Consider the following 14981-nt stretch of genomic DNA (forward strand, 5'->3'; position numbering starts at 1 on the left):
CTATGTGGTTAGAAAATTCACAAAACTTTAACTCCAAAAAAACATTATGATGCCCTTAGCATTTTAAAACCAAAAAAGCTTGAGATCCAAATGAATCTCAAGCAAGATCCTCTTAGCGCAGTGTAGTCGGGGAGTTTCACTTGGCACTTTGCAATTTCTTCCTTAAAAGGTAGGCATGCATCTCTATGGCAATCCGTCTTCCTTCCCCCATAGCCTTGACCACAGTAGCCGGGCCATGAACCACATCACCTGCCGCAAAAACCCCCTCCCGGGTGGTCATGCCGTGGTCATTGCAAATCAGTAAGCCCTGTTTATTAATCTCAAAGCCTTGGGAGGTGGTCACGATACGGGCGTAGGGCCTTTGGCCAATAGCAAAAATAATTTTATCCGCCGGCAAAACAAAGCTTTCCTCTTCCTTAATGACAACTTTACCCTCTGGGGATACCATGGTGTTGACGCATTTTATGCCCGTCACATTTTCCTCTCCCAGTATGGCCAAAGGAGCCGCATAAGTGCGAATCTTAACACCGTCAGCTATTGCCTCGTCCCGCTCAATATCCCGGGCGGCCATGTCATTCAAACCTCTGCGTGCCAGGACGGTTACCTCCGCTCCTAAACGGCTGGCAGTGCGGGCAGCATCCATGGCAACATTGCCGGCACCAATCACCACCACATGTTCTCCTTTTTCCACCGGAAGCTCCTGCTCAGGCAATTGGCCTGAATTATAGAGATTGATGGTTTGCAGGACATAAAGGGCCGATATGACCCCTTCCAGATGCTCTCCGGGAAGTTCCAGAGTTTTCGGCAACCCGGCACCTGTACCGATAAAGACTGCCTGATAACCCTGGGTCAGGAGATCGTCCAGGAAGAGATCCACACCGACTAAAGTATTGAGCCTGAATTCCACACCCAGGTTTTCAATCTTTTTTATATCACGACGTACAACATCCTTAGGCAAGCGATACTCCGGTATACCGTGGAGAAGTACTCCCCCAGGCTCTGCCTCTCCTTCGAAGATGGTAACAGAATAGCCAAGCTGGGCCAGTTGAACTGCCGCCGCTAAACCTGCCGGTCCGGAGCCAATGACGGCAATGGCCCCCATGGTGGCAGCCACTTTGGGAAACCCTACCTCGGTAGCATTGTCAGTAATAAACTGCTCCAACTTACCAATGCGGATTGCTTTACCTTTGCGAGCTAAAATACAGCTTGCCTCACACTGTTTTTCCTGAGGACATACCCGGCCGCAAACAGCCGGTAAATAGCTGTGACGATAGATGGCTTCTAAACCTTGAGCGTACTCTCCCTCTTTTAAGGCTCGGATGAACTGCGGTATGGCATTGTTCACCGGGCAACCTTGACGGCATAAGGGTTTCTTGCATTGGAGACAACGTGAGGCTTCGGCAAGAGCTTCTTCCTGACTGAACCCGGATTCAAATTTCATCATCTTACTCACTTTATCTCCCCTCATACTTAAGGTTTTAGGTTTTCTCCCTGTTAAGTTTTACAGATTGAAACAAAAAATATAGTTGATTATACCATAAATTTTTTTGGTGAAGGGTGTAAAGATTTTAACGAGCAGGCTAAAATTCCTGGTAATTCTATCCATGCAGAAAAACACCCACGCCTTAGTTATAGATAAAAAATAGGGAACTATCCCCAAAAGGATGTTCCCTATACCGCTTGTCTAATCTTATTTGAAGTAACGGTTGAGCAGTCCCAAGAAAGCTTTGCCATGACGAGCTTCATCTTTGCACATTTCATGAACGGTATCATGGATGGCATCCAGATTGAGCTTCTTGGCCAAGGTTGCCAAATCTTTTTTGCCTTGAGTAGCGCCGTATTCGGCTTCCACTCTCATTTCGAGATTTTTCTTGGTATCGGCCACGACCACTTCGCCTAAAAGCTCGGCAAATTTGGCAGCGTGTTCCGCTTCTTCGAAAGCGATCCGTTTATAAGCTTCAGCTACTTCAGGGTACCCCTCCCGATCGGCTTGACGGCTCATGGCCAGGTACATTCCCACTTCAGTACATTCGCCCATAAAATTGGCTCTCAGGCCTTCGATCACTTCCGGATCCACACCTTCGGCAACCCCGATTCTATGCTCATCAGCCCATTGAAGGTTTCCTTCGCTTTTTTCAATGAACTTCTCTTTACCTACTTTACATTGAGGACATTGCTCCGGAGCTTCCGCACCCTCATAAATATAACCACAAACTGCACAAACAAACTTTTTCATCTTTCAATTCTCTCCTTTTATATTACATTAATTAAATGGTGAGCTATGTTGTTGTCACTCATTACATATATTATTATATTATAATTATTCTAAATGTCAATAGTCTTTAGTATTTCTTTTCTTTCTGCCTGTCCGAAATTTAGAATCTCTTCTGAATCCGACAGAAGCATACCTCTGAGGTCTGAAAGGATGCCTGATCATCGGCTAAAAACCGCAAAAAGATGGGATTATAAGTCTTACGACTCATAACCCCATCTTATCTTAAAAGAAACTTATCATGGAAAGATATCTCGTCCAGTGAGGCTTAGGTTCCGATCATCGGCGTAACTCCCATAGCATAGAAGAGATATCGCCCAATGAATTCACCTGCGATAACCATAGCCAACGCGAGGTAAACGGCGCCTGTAGAAAGGGTTTTTCCTTTTACTCCTTTGTTAAGAGCCGCTACCAGCAGGAGCACGCCCGCTATGGAGAGAACTCCTCTGCCGGCCAATACACCCAGGCTGTCGGTCAGAATTTGGGCAGAAGCTTCTGCCGCAGTTCCACCGCCATTTAAGCCGGAGATGAAGACCGGAAGATAAGCCAGGGGCAGGAGCACGGAAGCCGCTCCCAGGTATGCCATATTTCTTAAGGTTTTAATAAGTCCTGCCGAGGTTTGTCCTTTAAGTCCAAAGGCAGTGGCAGCGGCTGCACCTAAGACGCCCATGGCTAAGGTTGCACCATAGAAGGCGATATAGGTGTTCACATTATCCCAGGCAGGCCGGATGGAAGAACTGTAAATGCTGGCCATGCTGAACACTGCTGCTAACCCCATCAGAACCGTAACCCACCCCAAGGCGTTGCTTTCTTTGCCCTTGCGGGATAACCACCAGAAAACCAGCCAAAGGGCAAAGAATCCACCGGCGGTCAGGATTTCCCGGCTTAACCAAGAAGACCCCAGATTAAGAATTGAGCGGGGCGCCCCCAAAGGATCGCCGAGATGGAACAATGAAAAAACTAAAGCCAACGCTGTAAGAGGACCTACAGCGGTAAATCCGCTGCGAATTGCTTTGGAGGCCTGGGAATCTTGGTTGCCTACACCGGCCTTGACCAGCATCAGCACGATGAACATACCGATAGCCAACTGACTTAATAAAGTAAAGGTCATCAATGGCCATTCTTCTGCGAATATCATAGCATTACCTCCATTCAATTCCTAAGACTTTACGTTAATCACGATGTTGGGTTTGGTCGTCTTGGAGCTCGGCAATGCGGGAGCATCGGCATTTTGGCCGTGTTTTTGGCGGAGTTCATCAATATCTCCATAGTCAAGACATCTCATAACACAAGCATCCACACAAGCGGGGTTTTCTCCTTTAGCCAACAGGTCAGCACACATATCGCATTTACCGACCTTTCCTTCTTCCTCCCGGTATTGGGGAGCGCCGTAAGGACAGGACCAGGTGCAAAGTCGGCAGCCGATACATTTATCGTAGTGATGAATGACAATGCCATCCTCTTTGCGCTTTTCCAAGGCACCTGTGGGGCAGTTCGCTACACACTTGGGTTCCTCACAATGGTTGCAGCTGATGGAGAAATGGAGACGACGAGGATTAGGGAATTTTCCGGTCTCGACATCATAGACCCGGCGATAACGGACGCCGACGGCTGAGTCGTTTTTATCTTTACAGGCTACTTGGCAAGCTTTGCAGCCGATACAAGTAGTTTGGTCGTAGTAAAATCCTTTTTGTGCCAAGATCACTCACTCCTTTCTATAAAACGATCCGATGGGGCCATTTTACGTCTTCTTCCAAAGGTTCTCCGTTCCATTTTTCAACTTGGCAAATGGTGGAGTTCCAAGCACCGATTCCTTGTCCGGTGGGAATAGGTCCGGTAAGGATATTATCCGATCCCGCTTTATCCACTTGAGTCTTTTCATCGATTTCTACCCATGTTCCATGGGGCAGACCGACGACTCCCGGGGCAATCCATTCGACGATATGGGCAGGACGTAAGGTTTTACCATGACTGCTGAAGATAAGGACGGTGTCCCCTTCTTTGATGCCCCGTTCGACCGCATCCTTAGCAGCCAAGAAGACAGGGTTGGGCCATGCTTCTCTCAGCCAGGATACATTATCGAAGATACTGTGGGAACGTCTCAGGTAGTGAGGATTGATCACCTGTAGAGGATAATCCCCTTTGACTTTATTCTTGAAGTCTTTATAGGTTGCTTGATAGCCTTCCACTGCGGGATTGTAGGTGGGAATGGGGCGGATTTCAGTGAACCCTTTGCCGTTGACGAAATCAACCAAAGCCTGACAATGAATTTCCAGTTTACCGCTGGCCGTTTTAAGCGGATTGGCCACAGGGTCTTTGACAAAGTCTTCATAAGCGATGAAACCAAAATTATCTCCGGGCTTGCGCTCGATCTGGTAAACCCCTTTCGTCTTCAGCTCCTGATAGGAGATGCGGCCCTGTTGGGGAGTTCCGGCAGCGCCAATTTCTTTGATATCGGCTTCAGTCAAGGTCACCAAAGTCTCCATGGTTTTACCATCGGCACCAACTACCTTAGCTCCGGCGATTTGGTTGTAGAACATTTGTTTTTCGTCGATGGGCAGAACCTTTTTGGCATCCAGGCCCATTTTCTCAGCTAATTCATAAGCAATGCGAATATCGCTTTTCGCTTCATAAAGGGGTTCGCTAACTTGACGCCAGAAAACGAGAGCCTCCCGGTTGATGAAGCTGCCGAAACCGCCGGCTTTTTCCCATTCCGTAGTCACTGGAAGCACGATATCGGCAAACTTACTGTTGGTGGTTAAGAAATGGCTGGTGGAAAGAACAAACTCCACATGACGGTGAGCTTCAATTCCCTTGGTTTGACCAGAACGGGTTTGGAGGTGGGCTTCCGGGCCATGGTAGATCATTTGGATATTGACATCCCGGACATCGCCTTTTCCGGCCACATAGTGTCCGTCAAGGATAGCCAGCCACATTTCATTATCGTTGATGGTTTCTTTAATGGGGTTAGCCACAGCAGGGAGTCCATTAGCTCCGGGTGGAATAAGACTGGGGCCGCCATTGGCTGTGGCATAGTGGCAGCTTACTCCGGTCATAGCGCCGGATCTGCCCATGTTGCCGGTCATAGCGCCGAAGGTCATGAACATTTGCGGCCAGGAGTCGGAATTATGGGTACGAGCCGGTCCCCAAGCTGTGAAGAGGGCTACGCGATCTTTTTTAGCAATCTTTAAGGCTAAGTCGCGGATTCTGTCAGCAGATACTCCGCAAAGTTCTGCTGCCCATTCCGGGGTTTTCGGTGTGTTGTCATAGGTGCCGAGGACATAATCCTTAAAGTTCTCTTTAGGATCCGCACCCTCCGGCATATGATCGCTGTCAAAACCGACAGTGTACTTGTTTAAGAAATCCCAGTCAACCAATGGATTGGTGGTGGGGTTATCCTCTTTCAGCAGGGTATAGGCCATTCCTAAAAACAGGGCATGGTCTGTACTGGGCATAACAGGAAGCCACTCAGCATCCAGCAATTCCACGGTATCGGAGTAGATAGGATCGATGAAAACAAATTCTGCTCCGGCTTTTTTAGCCTGGAGATAGTGATAGGTGGGATTGCCACCGGCACTCCAGGAAGAGTTGCCGCCGACGATGACGATCAGCTCAGAATTGCGCAGATCCATCCGGTCGTTGATACTTTGCTCAAAAAATCCTTCGGCCATACCGAATTTTTCAGGACCCCAGCGCCAGGATCCCCAGGAGCTGGTTCCCCAGGAACCGATATATCCTCCGGCTAAGGAAAGGAGTCGGCCGAAATCACCGGCATTGGAAGCAAAGATACTGCGGTTGCCGTACTGATCTTTAATGCGGTTGATTTCACTGGCGACGAGTTCATAAGCTTCATCCCAGGAAATACGGACCCATTCATCCCGGCCGCGGAGTTCTTTTTTGCCGCCGCCTGGTTCCCAATTCTTCCGCTTCATGGGGTACTTAAGGCGATCCACGCCGAATACCTGCATTCTTTGGGAACGTCCCCGGTTACAACCTCTTTGTTGAGGATAGTCGGGAGTATCCTGGTGAGTGTCATCGGTTTTTTGACGAACCACCACACCCTCCACCACATAGGCTTTGTTGGAGCAACGGCCTCCACAGTTATGCCAGCAGGCTACCGGTATCCATTCCCCTTCTTTTCCAGCCAGATCCGCTGAAGCTGTGGTGGAATCTACAGCAGTCAATCCGCACCCGGGAAGGGTCACCGCTGCTGCCGCTCCGGCTGTCACGGTTGCTGTCCATCCCAGAAAACGTCTTCTGTTCATTGTATAATTCTTTGCTTTATCAATGAGATTAGCCACCTTATTCACCTCCAAATTATTTCACACAACACTGAGTACTATCCATAAGCTCTTCAAGAGCCTCTAGATCCAAAGTCAGGAATCCTTTAAGAATCTTAGCGATGCCAGGATAAAAACTGGATTGAGCATTTTCCCTGATCTTAAGGGCCAATTCAGGAACCCACTGCAGTAAATGGTTTTCTAAAAAATCTTTTTGATCGGTAAAGATCTGCTGCAGTTTCTCTATATTCCCTTCATTCATGGCTTGCCGGGCCTGCACAGTGAGCTGATACATAAAGTCCAGCTCCAGCCCAAGATGATCATCGGCTTCCTGCATAAAATTTCTGGGCAGGAATTGATACTTGAGATAGGCCTGCCGAACTTTGAGAGTCTGTTCTTGGAAAAGAAGCCTTTCTTTGCTCAGATAGGCTGATTCCCAAAGTGGAGCAGGGAGCCGGTCAGGGCCGATGAACATACGGGTATAATCCCAATGCAGGGAATCAAAAACCTCCGCTTTTGTTAAATCCTTCTCATGGATCAAGGCAAGAATTTGCTCTACGCCTTCTCTGATATCTTGCTGCTCCTCCTGAAAAGGAAAATTCTCAAGTAAACTTCCATCATTTAAAAAGGTGAGAAATTCAAGAGTAGGTTCCTGCAGAAAAGCTCTTCGTAATACATCATAAATAAAGGCTCGGGTTTCAAGTAAGGGTTCAATCTGTGAAATATTGTTTTTGTTCATTTTTTCACCCCCCTTTGTAATCTCATTATCCCAGAAAAGGATTTGTACGAAGTTACAAAAATTACGACATATTTTTTTGTAGTTTCTTTGAATATTTAGAATTAATATAAAATATAAATTACTCCTTATTCAATAGAACTACAGAAAAGCTGTAGTCAGAAGAAATTTATCCTTTCCTTGACTACAGCCTTGAAGATTCCATGGCTTTCCTACTATATTAATTGTTAAGCCAATATCATTTAATTTTTTAAGCCAATACCGTTTAATTTTTAAGCCAATACCGTTTTTTTTCTTTAGGAGGATAAAAGCGTATAGAAGGTTTGGTGAGCCGGATATCCGGAAATCCTTCCACCGTCGGCACCGTATCCTTCTCATTATATTTATCAAACTCATGGACTTGCAGGGCTCCGGTCGGGCAAGCGGTGACGCAGGCCGGAAGCAGGCCGGCCTTTTGCCGGTCAATGCAGTAATCGCATTTGCTGGTTCTGTCGGCGACGGGGTCGAACTGGGGCGCCCCATAAGGGCAGGCTCCTACACAGGTTTGGCAGCCTGCACAGCGATTGGAATCGATAAGCACGATGCCATCCCTTCTTTTAATATAGGCATGCTCCGGACAGACCCGAAAACATTCCGGACTTGAGCAGTGATTGCAGGAAATGGAGAGGTAGTGCCCTTCACCAGTGTTGGTGACCCGGCGCCAGGATACTCCAGCCGCTGTCTTGTTTTCATTTTTGCAGGCGAGGACACAGGAATGGCAGCCAATGCAGCGATCCACATTGAAAAGAAACCCTTTGGTGCTGAGCTTGGTCATTTCTTTTTCACCTCTACCCAGGAATCATAGAGGGCTGCCCCACGGGCTCCCGTCGTATGAATCCCCATATCCGTATTTTGCCCGGTCAGCAATTGGTTGGTGGTTTCCCCCTGAGTCATGACTACAACTCCCTGTGGGAGGTAAGCACTAATTTCCACTCTTCGAGAACAGGAGCCCCGATCATTAAATACTATGACATGATCTTTGGCTTTGAGTCCCCGCTGCTCTGCGTCCAGAGGGTTGATCTCCACGGTGTCCGTCTTTTCCTCAAGGTTCAGCCAGCTTAACTCCCGATATTGGGAGTGAAGCCTCAACAAGCTCTGGGGGGTGAGCAAACGCAAAGGATAAGGCGGTTCAATCCTTTGTTCCTGAAAACGCACCAAGGCGGGCAACTGGTTCTCTTTGGCGTCTTTGGACATCAGCTGGAATTTTCCGGTCTCCGTAGGATAGCTTTGGCCATCCCTGGCCACCCCGTTCAGTCTATATTTGCGGGGGCCCTCAAGGAGCTCCTGCCAAGTGTCGATCTCCAATCGTTCCCTGATCTCCGGGGTCAGCTCTCCTTCAATCCAGTCCAAAGCGCTTAATTGCCAGGGAAAGCTGGAAAAACCGGGCCGGAGCTTGTTCAGAACTTGGGTCAGGCTGCGGGCGATCTCCAGGTCACTGCGCGCTTCGTAAAAAGGCGGGATAGCCTTTTGATTGATGGAGATCCATTGGTGCCAGTAGCCGGCATGCAGATCATACTCTTCAAAAGGGCTGGCCGCGGGCAAAACGATGTCGGCCTGGGCCGTGGTTTCATTCATGAACAAATCCACCACCACCATGAGCTCCAATTGGTTGACGAGCTTTTGCCAATATTGAAAATTCTGGCCCTGGCTGAAAGGATTATGGCCTGCCAGCCAGAGGAGCTTGAGGGGAGGATTTTCCAAAGCCAGAGCCTCTTGAGCAAAATGGATAATATTGAGGCTTCGTACAGAGGCCTTTTCCTGCTCGGTGGGACGGGGAAAGTTTTTAATATGAAGGGGAAAGATATCGAGGAAATTAAAATAGTATAATCCCCCGCCTTGTTGGTTCTGATTCTTGGTTAAAGTAACCAAGGCATCGATGCCCCGTACGCTCTGGCCCCCATTGGAATAACGCTGCAGACCAAATCCTACCCAGGTAGCGCAGGGCGATTCCAGATATATTTCAGCCAACTCTCTGATTCCCTCAAGAGGCACTCCGGTGATGGCACTGGCTTCTTCAAGAGAAACCTCCTCCTGCAGATAGCTTGCAAAAACATCCCAGCCATGAACATGCTCTTGAATATAATCCATATCCAGGCGATCCATTTGCCATAAATATTTGAGAGCGGCCATAGCCAGCAGCCCGTCGGTACCCGGCCGAATCTGCAGGTAACTGTCTCCTTGAGCAGCCGTGGGGGTAAACAAGGTGTCGACGACCAACAGCTTAGCCCCTTTATCTCTGGCCCGATTGATAAAATTCCACTGATGGACAGCAGTACGGGCAGGATTAACTCCCCACAGCACAATGCCCCTGGCTTTGGCCATATCCTCGGGATCCCGCAGCAGCTCCCCCTGGCCCCGATTATAGTTCAGTGCATCCCCTCCGGCCGACAAGCATAAATCACCATGGACCTTGGTGTATGATCCCAGGCCCCTGAACATTCCTTCCGTGGCGTAATGGAGAATTCCCAGGTTGCCGGAGAATTTATTATAGCCGCAGGCCAGATTCGAACCGTAACGGTCGTGAAGCTCGATCATTTTTGAGGCTATGAGCTCCAAGGCCTCATCCCAGCTTAGGCGCTGCCAATTCCCTGAACCTCTGGGGAATTGGCGCAAAGGATACTTCAGACGCCGCGGGCTGTAGACATATTCCGTGTAGGCATAGCCCTTGGCACAGAGCCGGCCGCGAGTATAACTATGCTTAGGATTCCCCTCAACCTTAAGGAGCTTCCCGTTTTCCACAGTGGAGAGAATCCCGCAAGTTCCATAACAATTACGAGGGCAGACATTATGGAAAATTTGCTTAGCCATGTTTATATCCTCTCCTTAGAATGGATTAAATGTTTGATCTTAAAGGCGATGACCAGAGATACCCTGGTATCAAAATCCTCCAGATCCAGATCCAAAATCTCCTCGATCCGTTTGAGCCGATAGCGAAGGGAGTTGGGATGAAGGAAAAGAGCGTCGGCCGTAGCCTTCAAATCACAATGATGCACAAGATAGCTCTCCAGGGTTTCGATCAGCTCATTTTTTTGCTTATCCTGAACTTCCAGCTCGGCTAAAATCTCCCGATAGAACTCCAGCAATTCCTGTTTATCATGGCTGTAAAGAATTCTTTCTACTCCCAGTTCCCGAAAATAAACGATGGGGCCTTTATCTTTAAGGAGGACACTAAGCTTAACGGCTACCTTTGCCTCCTGATAGCTGCGAAATAGTTCTGAAGGCTGCTCATATCTCCTGCCCACTCCCACCCGAATCACCCGGGGTGCCAGGCGTTCTTCTGCCTGAGCCAGCACTTGATTGATGATCATATTTAAATACGCCTTAAAATCACGGCGCTTTCTGGCTTCAACAGGCAGGGCTAAGACGACTTCTTCGTTTTTCTCCATAAGAATCACCGTTTTATCCAGGGATTGAACTACGGATTGAATAATGTCATGAAGGGTGGTGACAAGATAATGATCCTGAGAATAGGACTCGTAATCCTCCAGCTCAAAGGCTGTGACCACATGGGGCAGACTTAAATCCCAGCCCCACAGCTGGCCTCTGGCGATAATATCCTCATTATCTTCAATATTGCCATAGAGCAAATCAAACAGAAAAGCATCCTGATAGTTGCGGCTGTTCTCCAAAAGCTCCGCCCTTTTTTGCAGTTCCAGAACAAAGACATTGCGCGCCTGATGAATCAGCACTTTAAGCCGGTTGTCTTCATCGGCTCCCGGATCGCATATAAACAGAAAGCCCAAGCGTTTGGTGCCATGACTAAGCTCAACAACCAGAGCCTCCATCTTTTTCCCCCCGGCCTGGAGTTGAGCTCGTCCAGGAACAGGAGGCTGGAGAGGCAAGACAGCGAAGAATTCCCCTTGGCTGAATCCTTCACTGAAGGTGGATTCCAAAACCCGGTTTGACGTGTTGGCGATCATAACTTCTCTGTGAACAAAATGAGCAGCGCTGTCGGCAAGCTCTTTAAGACCACCACCCTGAACCAGCTTATTCAATAGTTCGTTTTGCAGTTGCAAGGATTCTTCGACCATCATAACCTTCCTCCTCCCTGAGCCTCTCTTTTAAGAACATTATACACTATTTTAGAATTATTCTAAAGTTTCTATTTTATCTACTAATGTAAAAAACTGAACTCCCCTCTTCACCATTGCAAAAAGGAGGGACGGTCACTACCTTTTCGATAGTTGTCGCCTCTCCTTTAGGATACACAATTTTTCGCAATTAATATGTGGTTTAAATCACTCATAGGGATAATATTATTAAAGGTCACCTTCCTGGAGCAATCTTCTGTAGTAAAAGCCGCTGGCGTATAAAGCTGCCGCCGGATTATGCCCCAACACTCTGTCTTTGGTGATCAGTGTGGTAACAGGAGCTTCGGAATATTTGATAAACAGGGAATCATGCCCTACACATAGCCCTACGATCACATTCAGATCGGTTTTTTCTTCATTAAGAAGAGTGGCTTGCAGGACAGGGTTGCATAAGGACTCATGACATCCCTTATTCACCTTGAGTTCTTCAGGCACCCCCACTTGGGTTTTGTCCACCGCACCTACTTTACAGATGATACCGTAGCTTTCCAATCCCTTTGCTTTAAGAATCTTGGTAAAGATTTTGGCTTCGCTCATCAGCCCCACACAGGTAGCTATGCCGATCTTTTTCGCCCCGATTCGTTTGGCAAAGGCAATGATTTCTTCCACCCGGGTGAGTTTGCCATAATAGGTCCCTTCGATTTCGGCGGCCGCATTGGAGAGTTTGGCCACCAAGTCGTCCTTACGGTACAGTTCATTGATCCCCTCGATGGTTTCTTCAGGGGTATGGGTTGTTAAACAGAATTGAGGAAAGATCTTATCTTTCTTATGGCAATTTAAAAGTGCACAATCCGTGCAGCTCAACTTTTTATCCTCTTGAGTCATTGAACCATTCTCCTTCTCCATTTACTTATATTTTACTCCATGTGCCTAGGCAAAGTACCAGAAGATAATCTCTAGCTTAATTGTAAGATCTTAAGGCTTAAAACTCAAGGAAATTTCAGACACAGAAAAGCAGGGCTCTCATCACCCTGCTTTCTATTGTCTCGTATTTAAATGAAGCAAAAGAACCGTTCCTCTGCCTTACAGTTCGTGGATAAATAAGCCGCTGCGCAGCTTGGGCTCAAACCAGGTGGATTTGGGAGGCATCAGCCGTCCGGCATCCGATACGGCAAAAAGCTCTTGAATGGAGGTGGGATATAGGGAAAAGCCGCATTTCATATCACTGCCGGTTCTTCTTTCCAGTTCCTGCAAGCCGCGGATTCCGCCCACAAAATCAATGCGTTTATCCGTGCGGATATCCTTAATCTGCAGAATCGGGGTTAAGAGGTGATTCTGGAGCAAAGACACATCCAGTCCCTCGACAGGATCCGTTGAACGGATCTCCTCCCGGGCTTTCAGCTTATACCAGGTTCCCTCCAGCACCATGCCAAAGGTGGCTTTCTCCTCAGGCTGATAGGGAGTATTCCCGATTTCCTCCAGTTCAAAGGACTTTTTAACCTCTTCCATGAACTCCGCCTTGCTTAAGCCATTCAGATCTTTGACCACCCGGTTATAGTCCAGAATCATCAGCTGATCGTGAGGAAAGAGCACGGAGAGGAAGAAGTTAAACTCTTCCTGGCCCGTATAGTTGGGATGTTCTTCTCTGCGTTTCAACCCCACCTTGACGGCGGAGGCGGTGCGATGATGGCCATCGGCGATATAGATGCTTTGGATTTCCGCAAACCCTGCGGTAATCTTCTCTATATCCCGCTCCTCTGCGATCACCCAAGCCGCGTGTCTTACGCCATCTGGGGCTATAAAGTCATAGAGAGGCGCACCCTGTTTGACTCTCTCCATCACTTCATTGATCCCGGCCTGGGCACGGTAAGCTAAAAAGATGGGGCCTGTCTGGACATTGCAGACATCCACATGGTTGATGCGATCCAGTTCTTTGTCTTCCCTGGTCAATTCGTGCTTTTTAATCACATCCTGGAGATAATCATCAATGGCGGCACAGCCTACCAAACCGGTTTGAGCTCTTCCCTGCATGGTAAGCTCATAGATATAATAGCAGGGTTTGGTTTCCCGGATGAAGATCCCTTCTTGAATCATCCCCTGCAGAACCTCGGCAGCTTTGGCATAGACCTGAGGATGGTAAGGATCGAAATCCTTCGGAAAGTGAGTCTCCGGACGATCCACCTTCAAAAAAGAGTGGGGCTCCTTTTTGATTTCTTCAAGAGCTTCTTCCCGGTTGTAGACATCGTAAGGGAGGGCGGCAACTTTGCTCGCTACATCTTCCCTGGGTCTTATGGCTTGAAAGGGCCTAATCCTTGCCAAAACATTTCCTCCTTTTGGGACAAGGGGACAGGTCTGCTGTCCCACTTTGTTTGAGTAGATCAAGACTTTGGGAGTGAATCACGCCCTGATTCACTGTTGGGACAAGAAACCTGTCCCTTTGTCCCACTATTTGATAACACGGACTTTCAGAACGCCGTCGATTTCTTTGAGTTTGGTGATCATTTCCGGGGCAGCGGGGGTTTCGATATCGATGAGGGTGTAGGCATAGGAGCCTTTGCTTTTGTTCATTAAGTCCGAAATATTGACATTCTCTTTAGCTAAGGTAGAGGTGAATTGGCCCAGCATATTGGGAATATTTTTATGATTGATGGCGATCCGTCCGGCTTGGTTGCATACTCCCATATCGCAATTGGGGAAATTCACGGAATTCTTGATGTTGCCATGCTCAAGGTAATTCATGATTTGCTCTACAGCCATGACTGCACAATTTTCTTCGGATTCCGCCGTGGATGCTCCCAGATGGGGAATGGCGATGACACCTTCCACTCCGCAGACCTTAGGATTGGGGAAGTCTGTCACATATTTGGCAACTTTTCCAGTCTTCAGAGCTTCAATCAGGGCCTCTTCATCCACCAGAGTATCCCGGGAGAAATTCAAGATGATCACGCCGTCCTTCATTTGCTCAAAGGCTTGTTTATTGAGCATGCCGCGGTTGGAATCGGTTAAGGGGACATGGATGGTAATAAAGTCGCATTCCCGATAGATTTCTTCCGTATTCTTAATCGGTTTGATATATTTGGAGAGCCTCCAGGCGTGTTCAACAGAGATATAAGGGTCATAGCCGCAGACATCCATTTCCAGTTTATTGGCGGCATTGGCCACTAAGATACCGATAGCACCTAAACCAATGACCCCCAATTTCTTGCCTTTGATCTCTGTTCCGGCAAACTTGGCTTTATTCTTTTCCACCAGTTTGGCTACTTCAGGATCCGTCTGACAGGAGTTCACCCAATTCACTCCTCCCACCAGATTCCGGGCGGCCATAATCATGGTGGCGATCACCATCTCTTTCACTCCATTGGCATTGGCGCCGGGGGTGTTGAAGACAACGATGCCTTTTTCTGCGCATTTATCAAGGGGGATATTATTGACTCCGGCCCCGGCCCGGGCAATGGCTTCAATATTAGGGGTCAGTTCCAGATCATGCATAGAGGTACTGCGGACGAGGATGCCGTTGGCATCTTCATAGCGGTCCACATCAACATAGTGCTCCGTGAACAGTTTTAAACCCGCTTGAGAAATATTATTCAGGCAATTGATTTTGAACATTGTAAAACACTCCT

12 protein-coding genes are annotated in these 14981 nt (G+C 48.0%); all 12 read right to left on the reverse strand.

Features of this window, described 5'->3' with window-relative positions:
• Window positions 1-136 precede the first annotated feature (136 nt).
• The 12 genes from BUA14_RS16510 to BUA14_RS16565 all read right to left on the reverse strand — a co-directional run bounded on the left by BUA14_RS16510 (window position 137) and on the right by BUA14_RS16565 (window position 14967).
• Window positions 137-1453, reverse strand: a complete 1317-nt coding sequence (locus tag BUA14_RS16510; RefSeq protein ID WP_072773620.1) for an NAD(P)-dependent oxidoreductase — start codon at window positions 1451-1453, stop codon at window positions 137-139.
• Window positions 1454-1690: 237 nt separating this feature from the next.
• Window positions 1691-2236, reverse strand: coding sequence for a ferritin family protein (locus BUA14_RS16515; protein WP_072773621.1), 546 nt, complete (start codon window positions 2234-2236; stop codon window positions 1691-1693).
• Between the two features lie 304 nt (window positions 2237-2540).
• Window positions 2541-3410, reverse strand: a complete 870-nt coding sequence (locus BUA14_RS16520) for a dimethyl sulfoxide reductase anchor subunit family protein (protein WP_072773622.1) — start codon at window positions 3408-3410, stop codon at window positions 2541-2543.
• A 21-nt stretch (window positions 3411-3431) separates the two neighbouring features.
• The gene (locus BUA14_RS16525; RefSeq protein ID WP_005815824.1) at window positions 3432-3971 is read right to left on the reverse strand and encodes a DMSO/selenate family reductase complex B subunit; all 540 of its coding nucleotides are present in this window, start codon (window positions 3969-3971) and stop codon (window positions 3432-3434) included.
• Between the two features lie 16 nt (window positions 3972-3987).
• Window positions 3988-6573, reverse strand: a complete 2586-nt coding sequence (locus tag BUA14_RS16530) for a molybdopterin-dependent oxidoreductase (protein WP_072773623.1) — start codon at window positions 6571-6573, stop codon at window positions 3988-3990.
• 16 nt (window positions 6574-6589) lie between these two features.
• On the reverse strand, window positions 6590-7291 hold the full coding sequence (locus BUA14_RS16535) for a TorD/DmsD family molecular chaperone (protein WP_072773624.1): 702 nt from the start codon (window positions 7289-7291) through the stop codon (window positions 6590-6592).
• Between the two features lie 262 nt (window positions 7292-7553).
• Window positions 7554-8102 (reverse strand): 4Fe-4S dicluster domain-containing protein, encoded by a 549-nt coding sequence (locus BUA14_RS16540; RefSeq protein WP_072773625.1) that lies wholly within the window; start codon window positions 8100-8102, stop codon window positions 7554-7556.
• Window positions 8099-10135: a molybdopterin-containing oxidoreductase family protein gene (locus tag BUA14_RS16545; RefSeq protein WP_072773626.1), complete on the reverse strand. Its 2037-nt coding sequence runs from the start codon at window positions 10133-10135 to the stop codon at window positions 8099-8101. The genes BUA14_RS16540 and BUA14_RS16545 overlap by 4 nt, the downstream gene beginning before the upstream one ends.
• A gap of 2 nt (window positions 10136-10137) precedes the next feature.
• Window positions 10138-11361, reverse strand: a complete 1224-nt coding sequence (locus BUA14_RS16550) for a PucR family transcriptional regulator (protein ID WP_072773627.1) — start codon at window positions 11359-11361, stop codon at window positions 10138-10140.
• A 225-nt stretch (window positions 11362-11586) separates the two neighbouring features.
• Entirely contained in the window at window positions 11587-12243 is a 657-nt protein-coding gene (locus BUA14_RS16555) for a DUF1847 domain-containing protein (RefSeq protein ID WP_072773628.1), read from the reverse strand.
• Window positions 12244-12441: 198 nt separating this feature from the next.
• The gene (locus BUA14_RS16560; protein ID WP_072773629.1) at window positions 12442-13677 is read right to left on the reverse strand and encodes a DUF1015 domain-containing protein; all 1236 of its coding nucleotides are present in this window, start codon (window positions 13675-13677) and stop codon (window positions 12442-12444) included.
• A 126-nt stretch (window positions 13678-13803) separates the two neighbouring features.
• Entirely contained in the window at window positions 13804-14967 is a 1164-nt protein-coding gene (locus BUA14_RS16565) for a phosphoglycerate dehydrogenase (protein ID WP_072773630.1), read from the reverse strand.
• Between the last annotated feature and the right edge of the window lie 14 nt (window positions 14968-14981).

It is taken from the genome of Desulfitobacterium chlororespirans DSM 11544 (assembly GCF_900143285.1).
GTDB classification, from domain to species: Bacteria; Bacillota; Desulfitobacteriia; order Desulfitobacteriales; family Desulfitobacteriaceae; genus Desulfitobacterium; species Desulfitobacterium chlororespirans.

Coding starts and splice junctions, on each gene's coding strand:
- BUA14_RS16555 (WP_072773628.1), bottom strand. CDS start 12,243: ATGACTCAAGAGGATAAAAAGTTGAGCTGCACGGATTGTGCACTTTTA.
- BUA14_RS16565 (WP_072773630.1), bottom strand. CDS start 14,967: ATGTTCAAAATCAATTGCCTGAATAATATTTCTCAAGCGGGTTTAAAA.
- BUA14_RS16545 (WP_072773626.1), bottom strand. CDS start 10,135: ATGGCTAAGCAAATTTTCCATAATGTCTGCCCTCGTAATTGTTATGGA.
- BUA14_RS16540 (WP_072773625.1), bottom strand. CDS start 8,102: ATGACCAAGCTCAGCACCAAAGGGTTTCTTTTCAATGTGGATCGCTGC.
- BUA14_RS16550 (WP_072773627.1), bottom strand. CDS start 11,361: ATGATGGTCGAAGAATCCTTGCAACTGCAAAACGAACTATTGAATAAG.
- BUA14_RS16515 (WP_072773621.1), bottom strand. CDS start 2,236: ATGAAAAAGTTTGTTTGTGCAGTTTGTGGTTATATTTATGAGGGTGCG.
- BUA14_RS16535 (WP_072773624.1), bottom strand. CDS start 7,291: ATGAACAAAAACAATATTTCACAGATTGAACCCTTACTTGAAACCCGA.
- BUA14_RS16520 (WP_072773622.1), bottom strand. CDS start 3,410: ATGATATTCGCAGAAGAATGGCCATTGATGACCTTTACTTTATTAAGT.